The sequence below is a fragment of the Chengkuizengella axinellae genome (assembly GCF_030730905.1).
Lineage (GTDB): Bacteria > Bacillota > Bacilli > Paenibacillales > KCTC-33759 > Chengkuizengella > Chengkuizengella axinellae.
The window spans coordinates 984,933-1,011,104 of record NZ_JAVAMP010000001.1 but is presented as its reverse complement, the minus strand read 5'-3'; the positions used below and the strand labels follow the sequence as shown (position 1 = coordinate 1,011,104).

The 26,172-nt window shown below is 33.4% G+C and carries 31 protein-coding genes; all 31 read right to left on the bottom strand.

The window, feature by feature from the left end; genetic code table 11:
• Nucleotides 1-242: 242 nt before the first annotated feature.
• The 31 genes from Q5Y73_RS05080 to fliG all read right to left on the bottom strand — a co-directional run bounded on the left by Q5Y73_RS05080 (nt 243) and on the right by fliG (nt 26,159).
• Nucleotides 243-704, bottom strand: coding sequence for a hypothetical protein (locus Q5Y73_RS05080; RefSeq protein WP_305990734.1), 462 nt, complete (start codon nt 702-704; stop codon nt 243-245).
• Nucleotides 691-1,179: a DUF6115 domain-containing protein gene (locus Q5Y73_RS05075; RefSeq protein WP_305990733.1), complete on the bottom strand. Its 489-nt coding sequence runs from the start codon at nt 1,177-1,179 to the stop codon at nt 691-693. The genes Q5Y73_RS05080 and Q5Y73_RS05075 overlap by 14 nt, the downstream gene beginning before the upstream one ends.
• Nucleotides 1,176-1,925 carry a FliA/WhiG family RNA polymerase sigma factor gene (locus Q5Y73_RS05070; RefSeq protein WP_305990732.1) on the bottom strand — a complete coding sequence of 250 codons (750 nt, stop codon included), beginning with the start codon at nt 1,923-1,925 and terminating at the stop codon, nt 1,176-1,178. Before Q5Y73_RS05070 ends, Q5Y73_RS05075 begins: the two co-directional genes overlap by 4 nt.
• A 14-nt stretch (nt 1,926-1,939) precedes the next feature.
• Entirely contained in the window at nt 1,940-2,230 is a 291-nt protein-coding gene (locus Q5Y73_RS05065) for a hypothetical protein (RefSeq protein ID WP_305990731.1), read from the bottom strand.
• A 122-nt stretch (nt 2,231-2,352) separates the two neighbouring features.
• On the bottom strand, nt 2,353-2,841 hold the full coding sequence (locus tag Q5Y73_RS05060) for a chemotaxis protein CheD (protein WP_305990730.1): 489 nt from the start codon (nt 2,839-2,841) through the stop codon (nt 2,353-2,355).
• The gene (locus Q5Y73_RS05055) at nt 2,834-3,457 is read right to left on the bottom strand and encodes a chemotaxis protein CheC (protein WP_305990729.1); all 624 of its coding nucleotides are present in this window, start codon (nt 3,455-3,457) and stop codon (nt 2,834-2,836) included. The genes Q5Y73_RS05060 and Q5Y73_RS05055 overlap by 8 nt, the downstream gene beginning before the upstream one ends.
• A gap of 4 nt (nt 3,458-3,461) precedes the next feature.
• Nucleotides 3,462-3,923 (bottom strand): chemotaxis protein CheW, encoded by a 462-nt coding sequence (locus Q5Y73_RS05050; protein WP_305990728.1) that lies wholly within the window; start codon nt 3,921-3,923, stop codon nt 3,462-3,464.
• 69 nt (nt 3,924-3,992) lie between these two features.
• Nucleotides 3,993-6,161, bottom strand: coding sequence for a chemotaxis protein CheA (locus Q5Y73_RS05045; RefSeq protein ID WP_305990727.1), 2,169 nt, complete (start codon nt 6,159-6,161; stop codon nt 3,993-3,995).
• Between the two features lie 25 nt (nt 6,162-6,186).
• On the bottom strand, nt 6,187-7,242 hold the full coding sequence (locus Q5Y73_RS05040) for a protein-glutamate methylesterase/protein-glutamine glutaminase (protein WP_305990726.1): 1,056 nt from the start codon (nt 7,240-7,242) through the stop codon (nt 6,187-6,189).
• Between the two features lie 27 nt (nt 7,243-7,269).
• Nucleotides 7,270-8,139, bottom strand: a complete 870-nt coding sequence (locus tag Q5Y73_RS05035) for a MinD/ParA family protein (protein WP_305990725.1) — start codon at nt 8,137-8,139, stop codon at nt 7,270-7,272.
• The gene (gene flhF, locus Q5Y73_RS05030; protein ID WP_305990724.1) at nt 8,132-9,286 is read right to left on the bottom strand and encodes a flagellar biosynthesis GTPase FlhF; all 1,155 of its coding nucleotides are present in this window, start codon (nt 9,284-9,286) and stop codon (nt 8,132-8,134) included. Before flhF ends, Q5Y73_RS05035 begins: the two co-directional genes overlap by 8 nt.
• Complete coding sequence (flhA, locus tag Q5Y73_RS05025) at nt 9,283-11,316, bottom strand: flagellar biosynthesis protein FlhA (protein WP_305990879.1); 2,034 nt, start codon at nt 11,314-11,316, stop codon at nt 9,283-9,285. Before flhA ends, flhF begins: the two co-directional genes overlap by 4 nt.
• A gap of 32 nt (nt 11,317-11,348) precedes the next feature.
• Nucleotides 11,349-12,437, bottom strand: coding sequence for a flagellar biosynthesis protein FlhB (gene flhB, locus Q5Y73_RS05020; RefSeq protein ID WP_305990878.1), 1,089 nt, complete (start codon nt 12,435-12,437; stop codon nt 11,349-11,351).
• Between the two features lie 39 nt (nt 12,438-12,476).
• Entirely contained in the window at nt 12,477-13,259 is a 783-nt protein-coding gene (gene fliR, locus Q5Y73_RS05015; protein ID WP_371320145.1) for a flagellar biosynthetic protein FliR, read from the bottom strand.
• A 9-nt stretch (nt 13,260-13,268) separates the two neighbouring features.
• Nucleotides 13,269-13,538: a flagellar biosynthesis protein FliQ gene (gene fliQ / locus Q5Y73_RS05010; protein ID WP_305990723.1), complete on the bottom strand. Its 270-nt coding sequence runs from the start codon at nt 13,536-13,538 to the stop codon at nt 13,269-13,271.
• Between the two features lie 18 nt (nt 13,539-13,556).
• Nucleotides 13,557-14,234: a flagellar type III secretion system pore protein FliP gene (fliP, locus tag Q5Y73_RS05005; protein WP_305990722.1), complete on the bottom strand. Its 678-nt coding sequence runs from the start codon at nt 14,232-14,234 to the stop codon at nt 13,557-13,559.
• A complete protein-coding gene (locus Q5Y73_RS05000) occupies nt 14,227-14,799 on the bottom strand; it encodes a flagellar biosynthetic protein FliO (protein WP_305990721.1) in 573 nt (190 codons plus the stop codon). The genes fliP and Q5Y73_RS05000 overlap by 8 nt, the downstream gene beginning before the upstream one ends.
• Before the next feature lie 40 nt (nt 14,800-14,839).
• A complete protein-coding gene (locus Q5Y73_RS04995) occupies nt 14,840-15,202 on the bottom strand; it encodes a response regulator (RefSeq protein WP_305990720.1) in 363 nt (120 codons plus the stop codon).
• A gap of 16 nt (nt 15,203-15,218) precedes the next feature.
• A complete protein-coding gene (fliY, locus tag Q5Y73_RS04990; RefSeq protein ID WP_305990719.1) occupies nt 15,219-16,388 on the bottom strand; it encodes a flagellar motor switch phosphatase FliY in 1,170 nt (389 codons plus the stop codon).
• A complete protein-coding gene (gene fliM / locus Q5Y73_RS04985) occupies nt 16,381-17,379 on the bottom strand; it encodes a flagellar motor switch protein FliM (RefSeq protein ID WP_305990718.1) in 999 nt (332 codons plus the stop codon). Before fliM ends, fliY begins: the two co-directional genes overlap by 8 nt.
• 30 nt (nt 17,380-17,409) lie before the next feature.
• Nucleotides 17,410-17,847, bottom strand: coding sequence for a flagellar basal body-associated FliL family protein (locus Q5Y73_RS04980; RefSeq protein ID WP_305990717.1), 438 nt, complete (start codon nt 17,845-17,847; stop codon nt 17,410-17,412).
• Nucleotides 17,847-18,068: a flagellar FlbD family protein gene (locus Q5Y73_RS04975; protein ID WP_305990716.1), complete on the bottom strand. Its 222-nt coding sequence runs from the start codon at nt 18,066-18,068 to the stop codon at nt 17,847-17,849. The genes Q5Y73_RS04980 and Q5Y73_RS04975 overlap by 1 nt, the downstream gene beginning before the upstream one ends.
• 247 nt (nt 18,069-18,315) lie before the next feature.
• Nucleotides 18,316-19,146: a flagellar basal body rod protein FlgG gene (gene flgG, locus Q5Y73_RS04970; protein WP_305990715.1), complete on the bottom strand. Its 831-nt coding sequence runs from the start codon at nt 19,144-19,146 to the stop codon at nt 18,316-18,318.
• Between the two features lie 86 nt (nt 19,147-19,232).
• Entirely contained in the window at nt 19,233-19,610 is a 378-nt protein-coding gene (locus Q5Y73_RS04965; RefSeq protein WP_305990714.1) for a TIGR02530 family flagellar biosynthesis protein, read from the bottom strand.
• Nucleotides 19,610-20,179: a flagellar hook capping FlgD N-terminal domain-containing protein gene (locus Q5Y73_RS04960; RefSeq protein ID WP_305990713.1), complete on the bottom strand. Its 570-nt coding sequence runs from the start codon at nt 20,177-20,179 to the stop codon at nt 19,610-19,612. The genes Q5Y73_RS04965 and Q5Y73_RS04960 overlap by 1 nt, the downstream gene beginning before the upstream one ends.
• A 24-nt stretch (nt 20,180-20,203) precedes the next feature.
• Nucleotides 20,204-21,604, bottom strand: coding sequence for a flagellar hook-length control protein FliK (locus Q5Y73_RS04955; RefSeq protein WP_305990712.1), 1,401 nt, complete (start codon nt 21,602-21,604; stop codon nt 20,204-20,206).
• Nucleotides 21,605-21,634: 30 nt separating this feature from the next.
• On the bottom strand, nt 21,635-22,534 hold the full coding sequence (locus Q5Y73_RS04950; RefSeq protein ID WP_305990711.1) for a MotE family protein: 900 nt from the start codon (nt 22,532-22,534) through the stop codon (nt 21,635-21,637).
• A gap of 45 nt (nt 22,535-22,579) precedes the next feature.
• On the bottom strand, nt 22,580-23,011 hold the full coding sequence (locus Q5Y73_RS04945; RefSeq protein WP_305990710.1) for a flagellar export protein FliJ: 432 nt from the start codon (nt 23,009-23,011) through the stop codon (nt 22,580-22,582).
• Nucleotides 23,012-23,016: 5 nt separating this feature from the next.
• Complete coding sequence (gene fliI, locus Q5Y73_RS04940) at nt 23,017-24,342, bottom strand: flagellar protein export ATPase FliI (protein ID WP_305990876.1); 1,326 nt, start codon at nt 24,340-24,342, stop codon at nt 23,017-23,019.
• Nucleotides 24,335-25,159 carry a FliH/SctL family protein gene (locus tag Q5Y73_RS04935; protein WP_305990709.1) on the bottom strand — a complete coding sequence of 275 codons (825 nt, stop codon included), beginning with the start codon at nt 25,157-25,159 and terminating at the stop codon, nt 24,335-24,337. The genes fliI and Q5Y73_RS04935 overlap by 8 nt, the downstream gene beginning before the upstream one ends.
• Nucleotides 25,152-26,159: a flagellar motor switch protein FliG gene (fliG, locus tag Q5Y73_RS04930; RefSeq protein WP_305990708.1), complete on the bottom strand. Its 1,008-nt coding sequence runs from the start codon at nt 26,157-26,159 to the stop codon at nt 25,152-25,154. The genes Q5Y73_RS04935 and fliG overlap by 8 nt, the downstream gene beginning before the upstream one ends.
• Nucleotides 26,160-26,172 lie beyond the last annotated feature (13 nt).

Below are 26,172 nucleotides of genomic sequence, written 5' to 3'. Positions count from 1 at the left end.
CTAAATTGGTTTTTTTATTTTCCTCCGCCAATCGCATTTTCTCATAAGACTTTCATTTAGAAAGCACCCTCAATAAGAATTGACTGACGTGTGTAATAACACCGTCAACTAATATACCATAACTGACATTCTTATGCAACATAATCCTGTTTTTATTCTACTTTTTGTTTATGTTACAAGTGAGAACTAAAAAACCATCCAATTTATAAACAATACAGGACGGTTCATTCATTTGAAGTATTTTATTCTGTTATTTTATCAATAATTTGTTTTAAATCCTCTGTTTGTTCAAAAACATAATAACCCGTTTTGACTTTACGATGCAGATTTAAATCAGTCATTAGAGCTTCAAATTCTTTAATTTCAGAAATAAGCTCCAATTCTAGTAAAATTCTCCCTACTTGGGTAGAATTCATCCCATCTTGGATTAAGAACGCCTTTTGTTCTACAATTTTGGTTTGAATATTATCACTCATAATTTCTTCTAATTTAGCATCAAATTGTTCCTCAGTAAATCTTACCTCATTGCTAGGATAAACTGAATAATTCAACTCATTTGCTTTTTCCTGTAACTCAACTATATGAAATTCATTTTCTTTGACTATATCCTTGTTGCTAATAAAAGAAGTATTAAAAAGCAATAGGAGTGATGTCGTAATGATGCCTATACCAAATCCATAATAAAAAAACTTATGCCCTAGCACGTGATTTTTCCTCCTGCATTGCTAAATTTATGATTAGTTGAACTTCTCCTATATTTATTCCAGTTTTATTGGAGATGTACTGGATGGATTTACCACCTTGATATAATCTCATCAGTTCATCATATCGCTGATTTATATTCAACACTTCATTTTTCTTTTCCACAATCTTCTGATCTGATTTTGTATCCTTAAGCTCTTCCTCTTTTAAATTCTTCATCTCTAGCAACTGTTTTTCAAGATGCTCGACCCTTTTTGTCAACTGTTGATTTTCCGCATGGGTACTTTGTTTCATTTTGATGATTTGATTCATTAATTTTGAATTCTCATCTTCTAGTTCTATTGAAAAATGTTCTACCGTTTGTTCTACTTCCTTTAGAAATTCAGAATAAGATGATTGCTTTGAATGATCTTTCATAAAAAACTTAGTGAAGATAATTATCGAAATACCAATAAGTATCAATATGTAATACGTCATAAGCTCAATGCACCCCTAAGTCTTAAAATAGCTTTAGAATGAAGCTGGGAAATTCGTGAAGGAGTAAGTGACATCACTTCTGCAATTTCGCTTAATGAAAGATCTTCATAATAATAAAGTGAAACAACCATTCTTTCCTTATTAGTAAGTTTTTCTATTGCATTTGCTAATGTTTCTTTTAAATGTAACTCACTAATTTTACTTTCTGGCAGAATTGCGTTTTTGTCTATTAGTAAAGATTTTCTAGTTTCAGACTCTTCCTCCTGAACAGGTTCATCTAAAGAATAAATGGTTGTAACTGAAACCTCCTGCAGCATTTTATAGAGCTCTGATTCACTTATATTCAAAAACTCACATACTTCTTGATCAGTAACAGACCTTAAATGTTTCTGTTCCAGCGTTTTATAAGCTTCTTCTAATTTTTTGGATTTTTCTCTTATTGATCTTGGCACCCAGTCCCCTTTTCGCAGATGATCCAATATGGCTCCCCTAATTCGCCATGAAGCATAGGTTTCAAATTTCAACCCTCTTTTATATTCGAACTTTTCCATTGCATCTATTAAACCAAGAACACCATAACTTTGAAGATCATCAAATTGTATATTTTTTGGTAAACCTATGGCTACTCTATTTACTACGAATTGCACAAGTGGTATATGCGCTTCAATTAATTCCTTTTTTGCTTCTGGATCGGAGTGTTCTTTCCATTGCTCCCACAATGTCATTTGGGACGGGTTTTTATCCATTACATTCACCATCCTTACTCATTGGATAAATGTTTTACAGCCTCAGCCACTTCCTTGGGATCTATATTGTTGTCATTTGTTTTTAGTTTTGGAGCTTGTATTGGCTTAAAGTCATTTTGGTTCTCTTGTAACTGTTGTCCCTTACTAGCTGTATAATTATCCTTAAGAGATTCATTGATTTCATCTGTATCCGTTGGCGTTGTCATGTCCAAATAACTTCCTTTATTTGAACTTTGATCAGCATTAGACTTCAATATCATCGTTATGATCCATCTTATTGCAAAACTGATAACAAACAACAACAAAAAACTAACCAAACTCCTTATTACTGAGGTTTGAAATAAATTATTTGATAAATTGAAAAAAAAAGTTAAAACCATACCAAATATACTAAAACTGAGATTCCACTTCCATGTTCCAATCATGATTAAATTTCCTTTATTCCATATTTAATACTTCTTACAGATAAACTACCATTTAATATATTCAACTCAATCGTTCTTCCAACACCTCCACCTGTATCTTCCGAACGTATGGGTATGTTTAATTCTTTCAAAATTTCTTTACATTTCACGATGTTCTTATATCCAATTTTCATTGAATCCAGTTCAATTTGAAACATCTGTGCCCCACCTGCCATCTTTGCATGGATATTCTTTCTTGAAGCACCTAAGGATAACATTTGATCCAAAAGCTCAGGAATCGCAGTATCTGCATATTTTGCCTTATTAAAATTTGCATCTCTAGCTATACGAGAAGCAGGCAGCATAATATGCGCTAATCCACCAACTTGATTTATTGGATCATATAATGTCATACCTATACACGAACCTAGTCCTGTTGTTTTGATAATCCCTTCTCCTCTTAGTACATTAAGTTCTGCAATCCCAACTCTTAAAATAGTGCTTTCAATCATGGATAGGCACTCCTAAAGAATGAAATATTTTATGTAAAGATCCTGGATCAGGTATAAATATAAAATTTCCTTCTACATTTTCGCTACCTTCCAAAAAATTAGTTTCAATTAACAAAGCATAATCATCGTATTGACCTGATTGCAGCATGCCAGAACTTAAAACAGCACCCAACATATCCATAGACAAAGAGGGAACAGAAGGAAATATTTTAAGGTGTGTGAGGTTTGCAAGTGATGAAAGATATGAACCAGCTAAAATGTTTCCAATTTCAGTTAATGCAGAAATTTCAATATCTGAATATTCTTTTTTATTTATTAAATCCATTTGTAAAACATCACTAAGTAATTGATTAGCAGATTTTTGAGACAATAAAAAATACATATTTCCAGGCGTCTCTCCAACAACACGCAAATAAACTGCTATCACTGCTTTTTCCGCATCTCCTAAGCTTTCAGTGATAGCTGAAAAAGGGCCAAAGTTTACTTTTGGAACCTTCATATCCACCGATTTGTTAATTAAATTTGAAAGTGCGGTTGTTGCATTACCTGAACCGATGTTTCCAATTTCCTGCAATACATCAAGTTGAAAAGGTTCAAATTTATTTATGTTACTCACTATGCTAACCCTCGAACTCTTCTAATTGTACAATTTCATTTTTATTCAAAACTTCAGTTAAATTTAATAAAACCAGTACTCTATCCTGGTCTATCTTTGCAATCCCATGCAAATACTTTGCTCTTATTCCTCCCACAACTTCTGGAGCTGATTCAATTGAACCACTATTAATATCAATGACATCGTTTGCTGCATCCACAATTAATCCTACCTCAATATCTTTAATAAATACGATGATAATTCTTGTTTGCTCTGTATACTCGGATTCTTCTAAACCAAAACGACCTCTTAAATCTATGATAGGTAAAACTGAACCTCTTAAGTTAATCACACCCTTAATAAAGCTAGGTGTTTTGGGTACACGTGTAATTGGCACCATTCTCTCAATTGTATTCACATGATCTACTTCAACCCCATATGACTCATTCCCTAAAGAAAACATGATAAACTTTAAATCTTCTCCCATATTTTAAACCTCCTAAGATTATCATTTCATATAGTAACACTCCATTAGATGTGTTATTCTATTTGATCTTTACTTAAATAAAGCATTTGGATCTACTATCAAGGCTACATGACCATCTCCAAGAATGGTAGCACCTGAAATTGCATATATGTTCGTCAAATATTTGCCAAGTGATTTTAGTACGATTTCCTGCTGACCAATAAACTCATCTACTACAATGGCCACTCTTTTATCCCCTTGTTGAAGAATCACTATATTATAATCTATAGGGTCATAGCTTCCAGGAATATCAAATATATTTTTCAAAAATAAAATAGGAATCAATCGATCACGATATTCTATCATTTCAATATTATGTGCGATCTTAATATCTTTCTTTTGTAAAATGTCAGTTTCTACAATAGAAGATAACGGGATAGCATATTTTTCTTCACCTTGTTTTACAAGCATAGCTTGAATGATAGATAATGTAAGCGGCAATTGAATAGAGAACTTTGTGCCATTCCCTTCCTCAGAATGGATTTGAATTTGACCACCAAGTGCGTTGATTTTCGTTTTTACAACATCTAACCCAACACCTCTACCGGAAATATCAGACACTTTATCCGCAGTACTAAAACCTGAAGCAAAAATAAGTTGTTGGATTTGTTCATCTGACATTTTCTGAGCATCTTCTTGACTGATAATCTGCTTTTTAATCGCAATGTCAAGGATTTTACCTCTATCAATTCCTCTGCCATCTTCCTCAATTTCTATAAAAACATGATTCCCACTATGATATGCTCTTAGAAGAAGGGTACCTTTTTCAGGCTTATTGTTTTGCAGTCTCTCAGCTGGACTCTCAATTCCATGATCTAATGCATTTCTAATCAAATGCACTAATGGGTCTCCAATTTCATCGATTACATTGCGGTCTAATTCTGTATCTGCGCCCGTTATGATGAATTCTACTTCTTTATCCAGAGATTTTGCTAGATCTCGTACCATCCTAGGAAAACGGTTAAATACAGATTCAATAGGCATCATTCTTAAATTTAATACGATATTCTGAATATCTCCACTTACTCTTGACATATGTTCAACCGTATCAGTTAAATCCATATGATTGATTTCAGAAGAAAGTGCCTCTAATCTAACTCGATCAATCAATAGTTCGCTGAACAAATTCATTAATGTGTCAAGTTTATCTGTGTCTACTCTTATCGTACGGCTCATTGACGGTTTACGGCTTTGTTTTTCTGATACAGATTCAGTATTTACTTTAACTCCTGCACTATATTGTTTAATTCCAGTTTGTTTATTTTCAGTTTTAATAACATCTTCAGGTTGTTTATCTTCAAGCTTTTTATCATCAATTTGTTTAATTTTTGGTTGATCAATTTCAGATTGTTTATTTACAATTTGCTGATCTTCGGCTTGTATAATTTCAGGTTGTTTATCTTCAAACTCTTCATCTTCTACTTGAATATTATTTCCAACCTGTCTATCTATAAATTCCAAATCTACCCTATCAAACTGAACAGAATAAATTTCAGATATATTCATAATTTCGTTATGTAAGATTTGTTCTTCCACATCAGAAATATAATAGAGTAACAATTCATTGTCGTTTAATTCCTGCTCAACATCCTCAACTCTAGGAGTGATTTTAACAATTTCACCATATCTTTCAAGGGTAGTTGTTACCATATACACTCTAGCAACTTTTAATAAACATCCTTCGTCAATGAGAACTTTTATAAAAAACACTTTTTTAGATTCAAGAGATTTTTTTAGAACAGAATGTTGATACTCATCCAACACATATGCAGAGTTGCTGATTTCTTGATGTTGTTTTGAACTATCTTCCTGTACATGCTCTCCCACTACAATGTTATGGAGTGTCTTTACGATGTCTTCAACATCAGCTTTTCCAGTACCCCCTTCAAAAATGTCCGTTAACATCATTTCCAAGTGATCTAAACTTTTAAATAAAGCATCAAAGATAAATGTATCCATTTGAAGTTGATTGTTTCTAACTAGATCAAGTACATTCTCCATTTCATGTGTAAGCGACGATAAATCATTAAACCCCATTGTTGCAGCCATCCCTTTTAAAGTGTGGGCTGAACGAAAAATTTCTTGAACTAACTCCATATTACCAGGGGTATTTTCCAGTTTCATAACATTGTCGTTTAAATGCTGTAAGTGTTCCTTAGCTTCATCGATGAACATATTTAAATATTGATCTGAACTCATATTTATATACCTCCTAGGAGAAAAATTATTTAGTTACTAAATCTACTAGCTTTGGTGCAATTCTATCTATTGATAAGACATAATCAACATCATTCATTTCTGTTGCAGCTCGTGGCATTCCATAAATAATGCAACTTTCTTCTGATTCTACGATAGTTGAACTTACGCCCGAGTCTATTAATAGCTTCATACCTTCTGCTCCATCAGATCCCATTCCGGTCATGATTACGATATGTTTTTCCAATTCTTGAAATGGAACTAATGATTCAAATAGATAATCAACAGAGGGACGATGTCCTGTACGAAGCTCTTCCTTGGAAAGATGTATTTTATACTTCCCTTGCTCCTTTTTCAGGCCCATATGCCAATCACCTGGTGCGATGTATGCAGACGCGGTTTCTAGTTCTTGTCCATGTTCGGCTTCAACAACTCGAATAGGAGACAGCATATTTAATCGTTCAGCTAATGATTTAGTAAATTTAGGAGGCATGTGTTGTACGATTAAGATTGGTGCTGTAAAAGATTCAGGCAATGATGTTAAGATTTGTTGAAGTGCTCTAGGTCCACCTGTTGATGTCCCCAACGCCACTAAATGCTCAAATTCATAACTCCCCTTTTTCTTCAGAGGTTGTATAGAATTTTCTGACTCATGGTTGTATGAAGGAAGATGTCTCTTCACATTGGATTGTACCGCATTCCTTAATTTGTCCATGAAAGGAAAGCGATGTTTATGTATATTAAGGCTTGTAGCTAGTGATGGTTTTTTTACAAAATCTACTGCTCCATATTGTAAAGCTTTTATTGTTTCAGCAGTGCCGAAATCAGTAAGATTGCTTAACATTAGAACAGGAGTTGGTTGATTTTCCATTATCTTTTGCAAAGCTTCTAAACCATTCATAATAGGCATTTCGATGTCCATCGTCACTACATCAGGTTTAAGCTCCAAAACTTTATCTACCGCTTCTTTTCCATTCTTTGCTGAATAAACGACTTCAAATTCGCTTTCTTCAAATATGATATTCTTGATTAAATTCCTCATAAAGGCGGAATCATCTACTACAATAACCCTATAGCGTGCCATGTTTCACTCTCCAGTTTAAAAGGATCATTATTTGAGCATTCGAATCATTTTGTAAAAGATATTTTTCACATTTGTATTTAAACGATTTTGATCATCTTTTTCTGATAAAAAAAATCGTGATAAACTATGAATGTCGCGAGAGGCTGAACAATTAGGATATGCCATTAAAAACGGCTCTTGTTTTTTTACAGCCTTGGATATATGAACATCCTCAGATATATACCCAAGTGTTGAAATATCTAAATTCAAAAATTGTTTAGCCACCATTTTAATTTTATCTGAAGTCAATGTACCTTCTTTTTGAGTTGTAACACGATTAACAACCATTTTAAATTGAATTTGTTGATTCATAGAATGAACCATTTTAATAATTGCATAAGCATCTGTAATTGATGTAGGTTCAGGTGTTGTTACAACTATAGTTTCATGTGAAGACATCATTAAATTTAGGGATTGCTGCGTTAACCCAGCACCAGTATCAAAAAGGATAAAATCAACGCTTCCTAGCAATTTGCTGGCTTCATAAGCAAAATATTCTAAATCTGTTTGAGACAAATGTAATAACTCTTGAATACCTGATCCACCGGAAATAATTTGTAAGTCATGTACTCCTTTCGTTATAATCTCCTTAATGTTTTTTTCTCTTTTAAGTAAGTGATATAAGTTATATTTAGGGGTCACTCCCATTAACACATCTATGTTTGCCATCCCTATATCTGCATCAAAAATCAGTACTTTATATCCTTTAAGTTGTAAGGCTAGAGCAAAATTTAAAGTGAAATTTGATTTTCCTACCCCACCCTTCCCACTAGTTATAGTAAGTACTTTTGTTTTGTTGTCACTGGAATCATTTTGGCTTTTAATTAAATTTCTTAATCCTTGGGCTTGATCATTCATAAGAAATGCCTCCAAGTATACGGTCAGTAACTTCATCATCATTTAAAATGGAAACATCATCAGGAACATTTTGCCCATATGTGATATATGAAGGCTTTAATGAAAATTCATCTACTAAGTTAAAAATGTTTCCTAATGATTCGGTCTCATCCATTTTAGTAAAGAGAATTTTATCAATTCCAAATTTCATAAAATTATTCGTAATGGTCTTCATATCTTTATACTTCGTAGTTAAACTCAATACCAAATAGGTCTCACTACGTTCACTTGTATTCAATAAACTCTTAAGTTCAGAAACATTCATTTCATTCCGAAAATTTCTACCTGCTGTGTCCATAAGTATGAGATCAACATCTTTCAGTTTTTCAACTGCAACTTCAAAATCTTTAGGTGAATTTACAATATGTAAAGGTACATCAAGAATGTTTGCATAAGTTTTTAATTGATCAATGGCTGCAATTCTGTATGTATCAGAAGTAATAAATCCTATTTTACGGTTGTATTTCAACACTTGATCTGCAGCTAACTTAGCAATGGTTGTTGTTTTCCCTACACCAGTTGGACCTACAAAATAAGCAATTCTTGTTTTAGGTGACAGGCCTTGTGCATTATGATTAGACAACATCTTCAATAGTTGTTCTCTAACCATTTGGTTTGTTTCACTTACAGATAACGAACCTAATTGTTCATGATGTTGTTCAATAATATGGTGCATGATTTTATCAATTAATTGTGGTTCAAAGTCATGATCACTTAAATGCAATTGCAGGTTTTTCAAATGAACTGGCAGTTTTGTATTATCTTCATTTGTATGAAACTTTAATATAAACTCCTTTAACTTTTTAACTTCTTCCAATACATTAGCGTTTGAATCTGACGAAGATTCAATCGCTGAAATTGTGTTTGGTTTCTGTTCAGATGTTGATTCAAAAGTATCTGATGAAGATTGTTTATGTGAAAATTCTTTTTTATTTCCATCCGCATCCGCAGCAGCAATCACTTCAATTCGCTTTTGCTTAAATAAGCCTAAAAATCCACCTTGTTTAATTTCTTTTGTATTTAAAATAACAGCATTTTGACCTAAATCAGATTTAATTTTTTGAAGAGCAGACGGCATAGACTCAACTACATAACGTTTCACTCTCATATATTCACCACTCCCAAGCTTTGAACTTCAACATTAGGTTCTAATTCTTGATAAGATATTACAGGTATGTCTTTCATTGTCTTTTCAATTAATTGACGTAAATAATATCTTATAGTTGGAGAAGTTAATATGATAGGGTTGTTCCCAGTTTGCATAAACTTTTTGACCTGTTCTATGATTCGTTGATGTATGATCTGAGTTGTTGAAGGGTCTAATGCAAGATAATTCCCATGCTCTGTTTGCTGAATGGATTCAGATATCTTCTTTTCCAAATCAGGACCAATGGCTAATACTTTTAATACATCCCCTGTTAAACTAAATTGTTGTGTAATTTGACGTGACAAACTCTGTCTTACATATTCAGTTAAAATTTGCGGGTCTTTTGTGTAAGTACCATAATCAGCAAGCGTTTCAAATATCGTTACTAAATCTCGAATTGAAATTTTCTCTTTTAATAAATTGACTAGTACCTTCTGAATATCACCAATAGATAGTACATTTGGAATAAGCTCATCTACTAGAGCAGGTACAGTACCCTTAATATTTTCTACTAATGAGTTCGTTTCTTGTCTTCCTAATAACTCATATGCATGATTTTTAATAACCTCTGTTAAATGAGTAGCAACAACTGAAGGTGGATCTACGATAGTATATCCTGATAGTTCTGCTCTGTCTTTCGTAGCTTCATCAACCCATATAGCTGGCAAGCCAAAGGCAGGTTCAACTGTTTCAACTCCAGTTATAGAATCGTCATCAATACCAGAACTCATTGCTAAATAGTGATTTAATAATAATTCACCACGAGCTACTGGATTTCCTTTAATTTTTATGACATATTCATTCGGATTTAGTTGAATATTGTCGCGTATTCTAACAACTGGAACAATTAAACCCAGTTCAAGTGCACATTGACGTCGAATCATGACGATTCTATCTAAAAGATCGCCCCCCTGTCCTGTATCAGCTAAAGGAATTAAACCATATCCAAATTCAAATTCAATTGGATCAACGTCCAATAAATTCACAACACTTTCTGGACTCTTAACTTCTTCCAAATCTTGTTTCTCCTCCATTTGCTCCTCTTCTTTTTTCCTATTTTTGATGTTTTGTTCCATTCTTCTAGCAACAATAATGAACGTTACAGCTAAAGGAAGTGTGATCAATACACCTATGGGAGTAAATGCTCCTAACAAAGCAATCGTACCAGCAACAATATATAATAATTTAGGATAAGCCAACAATTGAGAAGATAGGTCAAAAGCTAGATTTCCTTTAGAAGCTGATCTTGTGACAATTAAACCTGCAGAAGTAGATATTAATAAAGCGGGAATCTGACTGACTAACCCGTCTCCTATTGTTAGTATGGAAAATTTGGAAGCTGATTCTGTTAGAGACAGCCCATGAACTATCATTCCAATGACTAATCCACCTAACAAGTTAATTAATAAAATCACAATACCTGCGATGGCATCACCTTTGACAAATTTGCTGGCACCATCCATCGCACCGTAAAAGTCTGCTTCACGTTCAATCTTTTGCCTTCTTTCCTTTGCCTGTTGTTCATCAATTAAACCAGCATTTAGATCTGCATCGATGCTCATTTGTTTACCAGGCATAGCATCCAAAGTAAATCTAGCTCCAACTTCTGCAACCCTTTCAGACCCTTTAGTAATAACTATAAATTGAACAACAACAAGAATAAGAAAAACGACAAAACCTACAGCAATGGTATTCCCACCAACAAAATTACCGAATGTTTCAATAACTGGGCCACCCTCTGCTGTACTTAAAATTGTTCTAGTTGAGGAGACATTTAGAGCTAATCTAAATAAGGTTGTTATAAGCAATAAAGCAGGGAAAATCGAAAATTCTAAAGCATCTTTCGTATTCATCGAAACTAATAATATCATTAAAGCCAATGAAATATTAATAATAAGAAGTATGGAAAGCAACATCAAAGGAATTGGAACTACCATCATGATCACAATACCTATAATGGCTAAAAGAATTAAGACTTCTTTCAATTTCATCATGTTTTGTCTCCTCCCTTCTGTAAATAAATTTACTGTTTCTGCTTTAATTTATATACATATGCCAAAACTTCTGCAACAGCTTGAAATAGTTCATTTGGAATAGAATCACCTATCTCAACCTGTTGATATAGAGCTCTAGCCAGTTGTTTATTCTCCATCGTTGTTATTTGATGCTCTTTTGCAACTTCTTTAATTTTTAGAGCAACATAATCCGTGCCTTTTGCTAAAACTAAAGGCGCTTGCATTGTTGAAACGTCATATTTTATCGCAACTGCGTAATGTGTTGGATTTGTAATGACTACATCTGCATTAGGAACCTCCTGCATCATCCGTTGCATGGCCATCTGACGCTGTTTTTCTTTGATTTTGCTTTTGATCAGAGGATCTCCTTCAGTTTTTTTATATTCATCTTTAATATCTTGTTTTGACATTCTTTGCTGTTTTTCAAAATCATATTTTTGATACATATAATCAATAACCGCTACCACGATTAATATCAATCCAATTAATATCCCTAATAAAACAGTTAGATTTGCAGTATATGAAAGAATGTACTCCAGAGTATTGGATGATAAAGAATATATGGTCATTCTTTCATTCCACAAAATGAAGAAAGAAACAGAACCAATTATAGTTACTTTTAAAATAGACTTTAAAAATTCGACTGCTGCACGTAAAGAAAAGATTTTTTTTGCGCCTTCTATTGGATTCAGTTTACTTAACTTCATCTTTAGTGGTTCAGGGGTAAAAAGAAACCCAATTTGCACATAATTTGAGATAAATCCTAACACCATAGTTAAAATTAGTAGAGGGAGCATAAAGATGAGAACACTATACACAAGTTCTCCAAACATAACCATTACGTTGTCGATACTGGTTTCCCATTGCATAAACTCTGTTAAAGGAACAATAAAAAACTGTTTGATTCTTTCACTAAAATAAGAACTAAATAAATATAAAAACAAAAAAGAGAATAAAAATATAAATGCAGATGGAAGCTCCATACTTTTTGCTACTTGACCTTTTTTTCTAGCTTCTTGCCTTTTTTTAGGAGTCGCTTTTTCTGTTTTTTCCCCAGCAAAGTATTGTAAATCTAGTTTAAGTCTATATTTTTGCAGGTGGATCCCCCCCTAAAGCAATTGAACTAGTTAAAAAAATTAATCTATAATCATAATAAGCTCTTCTAATCTGGTAAACATCTTATCAAATAAATCTTCATATAAATAAGCAAATCCAGTAACTATAGTAAATAAAACAAATAGTCCTATCATAATTTTAATGGGTATACCAATTACAAATAGATTAAATTGTGGAGCAGTTCTTGCTAACATACCCAGAGCAACATCCACCAGAAACAACACGGCGATTAAAGGTGCAGTCATCTGAAAAGCTAAAACAAATACATTTGTAAATGTTGATGTAATGAATGTTGAAATGCTGCCATTGTATATATTTGAAAACAATTCATTCGATAAAGGTATCCATTCGTAACTTTCCATAATGGCCCGTAATAATAAATGATGACCATTCATGATTAAAAATAAAGTGATAGCCAGCATATATTTAAAGTTGCCTAGAATTGGGCTCTGTACACCAGTGATTGGGTCCATCATATTTGCCATTCCAAAACCCATTTGTAGATCAACAAATGCCCCAGCGATCTGTACAACTGTAAAAAAAAGATAGGCTGTAAAACCTATAATCAGTCCCACTAATATTTCTCTTAAAATAAATAATATGTAATTACCGTCAACTGGTATTGCCTCATCCAAACCAATGGACATAAGAGTTAACAATGTAACAAATACTGCTAGCCCAATTTTATACTGTGTAGACAATCCTTTAAACGAAAAAATGGGTGAAACTACAAAAAATGATGTTATTCGACAAAAAATAAGCAGAACATTAGGGAAATATTGCAGAGCTATGTCTATGTACATAAAGTGTACCTACCCAATAAATAAATGTAAGTTATTAAATATATTTGAAGTAAAATCTACTAGAATCGTTAATATCCATTCTCCAAAAATCAAAAGTGCTATAAAAACAGCTACAATTTTCGGTACAAAAGCTAAGGTTTGTTCTTGAATTTGTGTTGTAGCCTGTAATATGCTCACGATTAAACCGACAGCCAGCGCCAGTAATATCATGGGGGCACTTACTTTTAATACGATCCAAACAGCTTCAGCTGCCAACTCAATTATGAAATTTGAAGTCATAAATATCTCCCTCTTGCATTATGTAGAAAAGCTAAGCAATAAAGATTTCACAACGAGGTGCCAACCATCTACTAAAATAAACAATAAAATTTTAAAAGGCAAAGAGATCATAACAGGAGGCAACATCATCATCCCCATCGACATGAGAACACTTGAAACCACCATATCAATAATCAAAAATGGAATAAATATCATAAATCCCATTTCAAATGCTGTTTTTAGTTCACTAATTGCAAATGCAGGTATTAAAGCGGTTAAAGGTATATCGTATATATCCGTAGGTTTTTCAACATTTGCATATTCTAAAAACAATAGTAAATCCTGTTCCCTTGTATGTGGTACCATAAATTCTTTCATTTCATTTGATGCATTTACAAATGCTTCTGTTTGATTGATCTCTCCGTTTAACAACGGTTGTAATGCATTTTCATTTATATCTCCCATTGTGGGGGCCATGACAAATAAAGTAATAAACAATGCAATTCCTATCAATACTTGATTTGGCGGCATTTGTTGTGTTGCCAAACTCGTTCTTACAAATCCCAACACTATGACGATACGAGTAAAGCTGGTCATTAGTAGAAGAATTGCAGGTGCTATACTTAAAACAGTTATCAATAATAATATTGTCACTGTATTTGAAGGTTCTAATCCAGGAATTTCGGGAATGACTGGCAAAGTGAGTGAATTAATCATCATTCTTCTCCCGATCTTTATTATTATCATTTTTGAACATCGTACTTATTTCTTGGTTTCTTTTTTTCACCGTATTCATTTTTTCATAAAAAACATCATGAAAATTCGTATTTGTTTGATGATCATGATGTGGCTCCTGACCTTTGTTCTTTTTCAATCGACTAAAAATATCCTTAATGTTCACCATATTGATGGATGTTGATTTAGAGTTCATTGTACCAAGAATATGCTCTACCTTCTCTTTTTCATCAATTTTGTCAATTAACTGCACTTCTTCTCCTACTCCAATCAAATAAATTTCTCCACCGAACTCAATCACTTGAATCGATTTTTGCTGACTAAATCTGACACCACCTAAGTGTTTAATAAGTCCATTCGATGTCCATGCACTTTTTTTGGACAAAAATTTAAATGTGATGAAGATGAAAGCAATAATGGATAATAACACAAAAAATACTAAGAAGAATTCTCCCATTAATCCCTCTCCATATTTAGTTTGAAGAGGGGGCATTCCTAAGTTTAAGTCATTCATGAAAGCTTTGGTTGTATTTTTGATAGTAATCAAAAATAACTTTCCTTTCTATTGATGTGAAATCAATCTAAAATTAACTAAGTGTTTTTTTTATAGCTTCAATCACACGATCTGCTTGAAAAGGTTTAACAATAAAATCTTTCGCACCAGCTTGAATAGCATCAATAACCATAGCTTGCTGTCCCATAGCAGAACACATAATCACTTTGGAATTAGGATCGATTTTTTTAATTTCTTTTAGTGCTTCAATTCCATCCATCTCAGGCATTGTAATATCCATTGTTACTAAATCTGGTTGCAATTCTTTATATTTCTCAATTGCTTGTGAACCATCATTCGCTTCACCTACAACTTCATACCCATTTTTTGATAAAATATCTTTAATCATCATTCTCATAAAAGCCGCATCATCAACAATTAAAATTTTGTTAGCCATGTAAACCCCTCCGCATTTATTGTATTTTATTTAATCGATCAACTTGACTGATAATTTCAGTAACTCTTACACCAAAGTTTTCATCTATGACTACCACTTCACCTTTGGCAATATGTTTGTCATTTACTAACATATCTACTGGCTCACCAGCGAGTTTATCCAGTTCAATGATAGAACCTTGAGTCAAATCTAAAATGTCTTTCACCTTTTTCTTGGTCCTTCCTAATTCTACAGTGACATTTAAAGGAATATCAAGTAATAGATTTAAGTTTACTTGATCAGAATGAACAGCACTTGGATTTGAGAAAGTCTCATATTGAACATTTTGTACGTTGACGTTTGATTGTATTGGATTTTGTTTTCCTAAATTCATTGGTTTTTCATAATTCTGATTTGTTTCTTGTTGTCTTCTTCCCACGTCCTGTTGCTTTTCAGGTTGTTCAACATGATGTGATACATTTATTGGTGAATCAGGTTGTATTATTTCTGATTGATGTAATTCTTGCTCTGTCGTCTGCTCTACATCTCCTCCTACTAAACTATCAACTAGATTTTTAGCAAATGGAATTGTAACTAATTGCATAATAGTTGAGTCTATTAAATCAGCGATTTTCAACCTAAAAGATACTTTAATAACTATCTGATCTGAAGGTAGCTCTGCTTGATTTTTAGAGTCAATAATATTGATGCTTGGAGGTGAAATATTTACTATACGATTAAAGATGGATGACATCGAAGTTGCCGATGAACCCATCATTTGATTCATAGCTTCTTGAACAGCACTAATGTGAATGTCTGTAATTTTCTCTGCTACATTCGTACCGTCTCCTCCAAGCATTAGATCCGCAATAATTTTTGAATCATCTTCAGCAATAACAAGTAAATTTATACCCTCTAAACCTGCTATGTACTCCACGTGCACTGCAAGATGTGGATGCACAAACTGCTTTTTCAGTTCTTCCTTCAAAGCAATGGAAACATGAGGAGTTGTTATATCAACTTTCTTACCTATCAATGTTGATAATGCTGTTGCTGCACTACCAAATGTTATATTTCCAATCTCTCCAAGTGCATCTATTTCCAATGTTGATAAATATTCATGAATGTCCAGTGAATCACTTTGGACCTTTGGTTCTTTAAGTAGTGCATCTATTTCTTCTTGCGTTAACAAGTTCTTATTATTCATTTTCACCCTCCTCTTCACTAATAATCTCTTCCACTTTTATGGCTAATTTTCCATTGTACTCACCAGGTCGCCCAATAAACTTTTCTTTATTCCCCACAGAAATAACTAGTCCATCATGAATCGTTTTATCAAGTTTAATAACATCACCTTCAACAATATTTAAAAACTCATGGACAGATATATTTGAGCTACCTAACTTAGCTACAATGGGTAAACTTGTATTATGTAATCTTCTCTTTAAAGCTTCTATTTCAATTGGATTTTTTTCTGCTTTTTTCTCTGAAATAAACCAATGATGATCAGATAACCTCGACATAATAGGTTCAATCACTACATGTGGTATACACAAATTCATCATTCCAGAAAACTCTCCAATGTTTGTCCTCATTGAAATCAAGGCAATAGTCTCATTTGGTGAAACGATCTGTATAAATTGTGGGTTAGTCTCCAAAGCTGTAAGTTTTGGCGTTACATCAATCACCGATTTCCATGCCTCTTTAAAACTATCAAACGCTCTAGTAAAAATTCTTTCAAGCACCATGGTCTCTATTTCAGTTAATGTCGTAACATTGGAAGGATTGGTTCCAACTCCTCCTAATAAACGATCAATCATTGCATAAGCAATATTAGGATGCACTTCCAGAACCATTCGCCCTTTTAAAGGTTCTGCTTCAAAGATATTTAATATCGTTGATTTCGGTATAGAACGGATAAATTCATCATAAGGCAACTGTTCAACCTGCACGACCTTAATTTGCATAAAAGTTCTTAATTGTGCTGAAAAATAAGTAGTTAAATATCTTGCGAAATTTTCATGAATTCTTGACAAACTGCGAATATGATCCTTTGAAAATCGAACTGCTCTTTTAAAGTCATAAACTCTTACTTTTTTTTCAGATTCCTCTTTTTTTAACTCCTCTGCATCCATTTCTCCAGAAGAAAGAGCAGTTAATAAAGCATCTATTTCATTCTGGGATAGAATATCTACCAATTAAACCACTCCTTAAGCATGGTCAGCTTATTAAATCCTACTAACAACTCGATCTGTAATATGTATTTGTTTTAAAGTACCTTCTGTTAAAATGGGATTGATAATATCCTTTAGCTTGTTTATAAATACATCTAAATCTTGACTATCATTTATTTCGTCTGATTTTGTATCCGCTAATACACGAATAATATTCGACTCTACGATATGTATTGATGCTTTAAACTCTTCTTTTGCAGCTTCGTTGTCGAGTTCAAATGCTAAACTTAGACGAATTAAATAGTTAAGATCTGCTAAGTTGGTCGTAACATCATCCATAAAAACAGTTAAACTTTGAATCTCTTGTGCAGTTGGATTTACATTTGAAGGTGGTTCACTTTTCAACCAATCCCAAAATATAAAAGCTGACAAAATAATTAAAGTAATAAAAACTAGTATGAAAATGAGTGAAAATAATAGATTCTTTGACACTATGATCCCTCCACATTTTGAGACTTAATTACTGCATTAATCATGTTGATTTCGTGAAGGTAGTTTTTAATTAATACTATCACATCTTTTACCTTTTCGAGAACCAAAATTTTTTTCCCATTAGTAAGAGTAATAATTGTTTCTGGTATTTCTTCAATCGTTTCTATTAATAATGCATTAACAGAAACTTTGCTTCCATTAATTCTAGTTACAGTAATCATCCTTTGCCTCCAATCAATAAAGGGAATCTTACTTTCAGTGAGAGTTTAAATATCTCACATTGAAAATCAGATGACCTTATTAGGTGAAAATCATGCTGTTATCTCCCTCTTGAAAAAAAAGAGGGAGATAACAGCATGTAAAACGTGATAAGATGAAGCTAATTCTGTGGGCAACATCTTCCCACAGATTATACTTTATGTAATCCGAATTTATTCATGTACTAAACATTTTATCGGAATTACTGGATTATCGTTTCAAGTTAACTATTTCTTGTAATATTTCGTCAGAAGTAGTGATAATTCTTGAATTAGATTGAAATCCACGCTGAGCTACAATCATTTCTGAAAACTCGGAAGTTAAATCAACATTAGACATCTCAAGCTGGCCAGAAATAATGGAACCTGTCCCGGTATCGGGATCATTTGCTGTTCCGATCAGATCTAGAGGTTCTTCAGCTTCAGTATCAGAATTTGGTGTTACACGATATAAATTCCCTCCTAATTTTTCCAAACCTGAAGGGTTTGTTACTTTAGCAATACCTACTCGTATATCCGTTCCCTCTGACACTCCTTCTGCATTAACAGAAACAATTTCCCCATCTTGAGCAATATAAAAAGAAGTGACTTCCTCGGTATCGATTGTAATTACTTCTCCTTCAGAATCAAGTAAAAACAATCCATTTGAGTTTACAATGTTTCCATTTGCATCAACTGAGAAATTTCCTGCACGTGTTAAATATGCTGTTTCAACATCTGTATTAGGAGCAACAGCAAAAAATCCATCCCCATCAATACGTAGATCTGTCGGAACATTTGTTGTCATCGCACTACCTGGAGTATGGATGGTATCAATGGCTCCAACAGTTACGCCTAAACCAATTTCTTTCGCATTGCTTCCGCCGTTAATGTCATTTGGAGCAGTACCACCTGAAATTTGCTGATTTAATACATCCTGAAACATGACTCGTCCTGCTTTAAACCCAGTTGTATTAACATTTGCTATATTGTTACCTATTACATCTAATTTTGTTTGAAAACCCTGCATTCCAGAGATACCTGAATATAAAGATCTAAGCATTTCATTCACTCCCGTTTCATTAATAAATTGGTTGTTTCAATCGGTCCACAACCTTAGGCTTCCTATTAGGACCAGCCTAGAAATTTTCATGTTAAAAATAAAGCACTATCTATATTTGTGAAGACGTGATCATTCATAGATTTGCTATCTATCGCTGTAACAACAGTACGATTTTTAATGTTAACAATAAATGCGGTATCATTTAACAAGATCAAGGAATCTTGAGCTCCTTTTGCAGATGCCCGATCGATAGCTTGATTTAATTTATGTATTTGATCTGGTTGTAGTTGTATACCCCTTTGTTTTAATCTCAGTTCAGCATGATGGCTGATATTCAGCATCTCATCTTGAAGTATTTTTTCAAAGGTTTGATGATGTTTTTGTTTCGTTACTGATTGTGTCTTATTTGTTAGTGTCGATGGAAAATGGTTTGTTTGCAAATGACCTATCATTTTATGGTCCATTATTCATCAACCACTCCATGATTTAGCGCACCATCACTTTGCTGATCATCAACAGTTTCTGCTTCAAGTTCCTCATTCGTCTCATTAACTTCATCATTTCCTATTTCTTCATTAGGTGAGTCAGCTATATTATCAGGATTTGAAATTTCAACAATAAAATCCATAGGAACTTCTTCTTCATTCACAATCGCAAATTGAGCCCCTTCTCTAATGCTAATAGCGTCAACGACTCCAGTTTTAGTAATCACTTCTAGCGTTAAGGTATCAAAATAACTATAAGTAATTTCTTTTCCAACCATATCTGAAGTGATTCCAATGGACTGGCGCAATAATTGAATTTCTCCTGAAATATTCATCATTTGCTCCAATGAGCTAAATGTTGCCATTTGTGCAATAAACTCTTGGTCATTTAAAGGTTCTAAAGGGTCTTGATGTTTCAATTGTTCTACGAGGAGCTTTAGAAACTCGTCTTTACCCAAATCGTTTTGTTCCTCAGACGTAGATATATTTTGATTTTCAGTTGAATAATTAGGCCATACATTTGTGACTCCAGGTATATAACCAGACATACAATACCTCCTTATACATTGAAATTATGCGGTCACATCAAAAGCTCTACCATTGGTTGTAATGAAACCTTGTTCGATCATATCTGTCTCCAGATCATCATCTTGAACATCCTCTAAAAAGGTTTCATACTTATCCGAGTTGTGATCCTGTTGTTTAAATTGTTGTGAAAACTGTTGGTTCTGTCCACCTTGGAAAAATTCAGGAGAAGAATCATTATGAACAACTTCAACTTTATCAACTTGGATGCCGAGATTTTGTAGTGCCTGTCTAAGTTGAGGCAATTGGCTTTCTATCATTTCTTTTCCAATCAATTTATCTGTCATAAATTGAGTGATCAACTGACCATTTTCAAGTTTTAAATGTACATCAACATGACCTAATTGTTCTGGTACTAGTGAGATCCTTGCTTCAGCTATTCCATTAAACTGAGAAAAACGAATCGTTTTGAAAACAAATTGACTCATATCTTGAGTAAATTTCTGAGCATGTATAGATTGATTTGTTAACTCCGAATTTGTGATCTGATTCGTAACGTTGCTAGTTAATGTACTATAAGAAACCTGATTTCCAGTAAACTGAACCAACCCTTGATCTGATGCTGCATTAGATTGATAAGCAGTTTGATTGTTAGGAATAAATTGAGTTTGAGTTGATATTACTTGTTCATTTTGAAGTGAAACTTTTAAATCATCTGCTGTTTTTGTATGAAAGGTTTTTAAAGTTTTCTCCAAAATATTGGTTAATTCTTGATCTGACAACTGCATCATTTGATCTGCATGTAAAGCTGTTGTTTTTGAATGTAAATTAAATGATTGAAAAAATGGAATCACTGTTTTTTTATCTGCGCCATTTATCCATTTGTTAATTAACTCTACTGTTTCGGGAGAAATATGAATAACTTCAGTTAAATTAAACTTGACACTTGCTTGATTATCAGCATGATTTAATATCATTGCTTCATTCTGAGACTTTACTTGTTTTTGGATTAATTTTATAAGATCAAAGGGTGTTTCTATAGCATTATCTACAAATATATCACTCTGAGCATTTTCCTGAACTTGTTCAGTTAATTGTGCGAAAAGAGAATGAATGAAGAGAAGGGATTGTTTCAAATCTTGATCTTCTAACCACTCACCTGTAAGTTTCAAGTCTTCACCCAAACCTGCTTTATTAATTAACTCAGTTAATTTATTTTGATCCAGTGCCAACACTTCACTTAATAGAGCCTGCAATAACTCATCCATAGTAGCAGATTCATCGCTCAGTATATTTTCATTTTCAACACTGACAACTTGTATTGCTTTTAAAGTTGATAAAAAATCAAAACTCGATGAATTCGCATTTACATTCGAAGAGTTACTGCTCATTGATGGATTGGAGCCATTACTTAAATTATGAATTAAAGGCATTTGCATCATCTGCATTATATTGTCACCTCCTTTCAATACTGGCTGTTAATTTACTATTGATAACAGAGACATCAATTCAGCAGCTTCAGCTTCAGAAATATCTGCTACTGCTTGAATAATGGAAGAACGTGAACCCGTATCTATCTCCCGCAATATATCTACTACCTGATTTTGATTTTGTTCTTTCATGATTAATATAATTGAAGCGGCATTTTCAGGATTCATACTGGATACCGTCAAGCTTATTTCTTCGCTTGATAAAGTTGTGGTGTTCGTTTCTAATGATTTATTTTCCAGTTCTTTTATACGTGCTTGTAATGCTGCAATTTGTCGATCTTCAACAGAAATAATATCTTTCAATAAAATAGAAGCTTCCGCAGCCATTTCTGGTTCCATTTTTTCTAATATTTTCACCTGATTATCGGTACTCATTTCATTCAACATTAATACAGTTTCACTCATCGTTAAGTTTTCTAGTATCAAAGCAGCTTTGCTAGGGGACATATTAGCATAAATATTAGATGTTTCTTTTATTGTTGATGCGTATTCATCTTCTGAAATTTTGTCAGTCAGTTGCTCCTTTAATAAAAGGATCTCTTCTTGCAGTTCATTTATTACTGTATCTTTTGCAGTACTATTCTCCGTTTCAAACTTTAATTCAGACTGTAATTCTTCTATATCCGATTCCAAAGATACAATTAACATTTCATATTTTTCTTCATCTGAAAGCTCTGGTTCTGCTATGGTTACTCCTTTTGGATCAGGTAAGATTGTCTCTAAGTATGGAACCTTATTCGCAACTTTTAAAACTGTGTTCAGCACACTGAAATTATAAATTGAAAGCAATACAAAAATAAGTATGGTTATAAAAATAACAGGTATCAAAAAAAAATAAAATATTTTTGAAAAAGCGCTCATTGATCCTTCTATTTTTACATCATCCACCAATACCCCTCCTATTCTATGTGCTGTTTCTATCTTCTATTTTAATTACCTTTGGACTCTCATTCCTATTTCATCAAGTTCGATTGTTTCTTTTTTATATGTTTTCTCTTTAAATTCCGTATACGATTTTTCTTTTGCATTGACCCAAACTTTTTCATCTATCATTTTTTTCTTCAAATGATCCTTGCTGCTAGTTACAGCTACATGTGCCGTTTTTAAATCTTCGTGCTGTTTTTCTATATGATCATTCAAGTACAATATGTAACTTGACATATTTTGCAATTCTGAGACTTGTGTTTTCTCCTTGATCGTGGCATGAAACTGTTGATATCGACTATTTTTTTCAAGTTGTAATTTTGACATTTTCTCATTTTCAGTGTTCAGTTGACTTAAAGCTTCAGTTAACTTCCATTCAGCTTGTGTTTTTATGCTGTTTTTATAATCCACTATTTTTTGCATTGGATATTTATATACCAACTTAATCAACTCCTGCTGAAATGATTTAATAATGATTGCTGAGCATCTTCAAATGTTATTCTTTCATCTGTTGACTGCTGTAAATATTTCAAAATCTCCTGTATATAACTTAATGACTGATCAATCTCTGGATTTGTACCTTTCTGGTATGCTCCAATATTAATCAAATCCTCAGATTCAGAGTACACAGACAAAAGACGCTTTAACTGTTCTGCAGCTTGCTGCTGCTCTTTAGGTACAATTTCCTTCATGACACGACTCACACTAGACAATACATTGATTGCAGGATAATGCCCCTTATTAGCTAAATTCCGATCTAAAACAATATGTCCATCCAAGATCCCACGAACAGTATCTGCAACAGGTTCATTCATGTCATCACCGTCAACTAGCACTGTATAGAATGCAGTAATAGAACCTTTTGTGTTTGTACCTGCTCTTTCAAGTAACTTAGGGAGATTTGCAAATACTGATGGCGTATATCCCCTAGTAGTAGGAGGTTCTCCGACAGCTAGTCCCACCTCTCTTAAAGCCATAGCGTAGCGAGTAACTGAGTCCATCATTAACATAACATCTAGTCCACGATCTCGAAAATATTCAGCAATTGTAGTAGCAATTAGAGCACCTTTCATACGAACTAATGCTGGTTGATCTGAAGTAGCCACGATGACAACTGATCTTGCCAATCCTTCTGGACCAAGATCTCTTTCAATAAAATCCATTACTTCTCTACCACGTTCTCCGATTAAAGCTATTACATTAATATCTGCGGATGTATTTCTCGCAATCATTCCCAGTATTGTACTTTTTCCAACACCAGATCCCGCAAATATACCTACTCTTTGCCCCTTACCTACAGTAAGCAATCCATCTATGCTTCGAATTCCAACACTAATTGGTTCGGTTATTCTCGGTCTGTTTAAAGGATTGCTCGGTAAGTTATTTGTATTGTATAAAGTTAAATTTGAAGGTAAAGTTGATCCATCTAAAGGTTCTCCTAGACCATTTAATACTTTCCCCAGCAACTCATGACCAACTTTTACATTTAATGGTTTGCCTAAACTAACCACATCACAACCAGGTCCTATAGCATTTAAGTCACCGATTGGCATTAATATTACTTTATGATCCCGAAAACCTACCACTTCTGCTAAAATTGGTTTTTTTGAGCGATCAGGGTATATGTAACAAACGTCTCCTATCTTAGCCTCAGGGCCTTCAGATTCAACAGTTAAACCAATCACCTGTGTAACCTTACCATTAAAACGAAGAGATTCGATGTGATTCAGATGTTCTATGTACTTCTCTGTATTGAGTTGTATTTTATTCATGTTCATCACGTTTTCTCGCTATTTCAAGTAATTTATCTTTAATTTCCGTTAATTGAGTATCGATTGTAGCATCTATACTTCCAAAAGAAGAGTGAACAACACAATCAAATCCGCTTAAACTCGAATCAGGTACGATCTGTAATTCAGCCTGTGGGTCTAATGACAAGATCAATTCTTCCTTGGCATCTATTACAAATTGATATTGCTCTGGTGCTACACAACATTTAATAATTCCGCCTTCATTTCTTCTTGCTAAAACTTTGCTAATGATATGAATCAGAGTTTCATTGGAATCATGTAATTCTCTATGCATCATTTTTTCTGCAATTGCGCAGCTCAACTCGATTAAAAAGGGTTCTGACTCTTGAATAATCTCTTCTTTATGTTTATAAGCTGTTTCTACTATGAGATTTGCTTTGTTTATTAAATCATTGTATTTTTGTAATACTTGTTCTTCTGCTAGTTTTGTTCCTTCTTGCAGTCCTTGTTCTGTAGCTTTATTTTTTATCTCTAGAAGCATTTGTTCATCCTGATCTCTTTTCTTAGACCACCATGATTGTATTTCTTTCTTTGCCTCAACTTTTAAAGCAGCTGCTTCTTCCTCGGCCTTTTTAATTTGTTGATCTGCTTTCTCTTTTGCTTCTTTCAAAATTCGATCTCTTTCAGCAACATTTTCTAATTCTTCATGTTTTAAATTTTGTTCAGTTTCTTCTTTTTCTTTCACATGGTGACTTTCATTTTGGTATATATTTGTTGAGTCTATTTTCTTTTTATGATCTAAAGAAATATAGTTCGTAGATTTAATAAGATTAGACAATGATATCATCCCCAATGCCTCTAGAAATAATGATATCTCCTGTTTCTTCTAATCTACGAATAACTGATACAATGCGAGTTTGTGCTTCTTCTACATCACGCAATCGAACCGGTCCCATAAATTCCATTTCTTCCTTATAAGTTTCAACCATTCGACTCGACATATTTTTGAAAATAACATCTCTGACTTCCTCACTTGAAACTTTCAAAGAAAGCTGTAAATCATGGTTATCTAAATCTCGGATAATCCGTTGAATGGATCGATTGTCAAGATTAACAATATCTTCAAACACAAACATGCGTTTCTTGATTTCTTCAGAAAGATTTGGATCTTGAATTTCCATGGATTCCAATATTGTCCGCTCAGTTGCACGATCTACACCATTTAAAATCTGAACAATAACATCAATTCCTCCTGATGAAGTGTAATCTTCACTGACGGTTGCAGATAATTTTTGTTCCAGTATTCTTTCAACCTGTCTAATCACTTCTGGTGTAGTACTCTGCATCGTTGCGATTCTTCTAGCTATGTCCGCTTGCTTTTCCTGCGGTAGTGAAGATAAGATGACTGATGCTTTTTCATAATCAAGATGGGATAATACTAAAGCAATGGTCTGCGAATTCTCATTATGTATAAAATTAAGTATTTGTGCAGGTTCTGCTTTACGTGCAAAGTCAAAAGGTCTTACCTGCAAGGTTGAAGTTAAACGATGTAAAATATCTACTGCTTTTTGATGGCCTAATGCTTTCTCCAAAATATCCTTAGCATAACCAATTCCACCTTGAGAAATATAATCTTGAGCCACACATATTTGATGAAATTCATTCATGATATTTTCTTTTTCTACATTGTTCACTTTTCTTACATTTGCTATTTCTAATGTTAACTGTTCAATTTCTTCTTCTTTTAGATGTTTAAAAACCTCCGCAGATGTTTCAGTTCCTAAAGAGATTAAAAGAATGGCTGCTTTTTGTCTTCCTGATAATTGTGTTCTCGCCATTTAATATACCCTC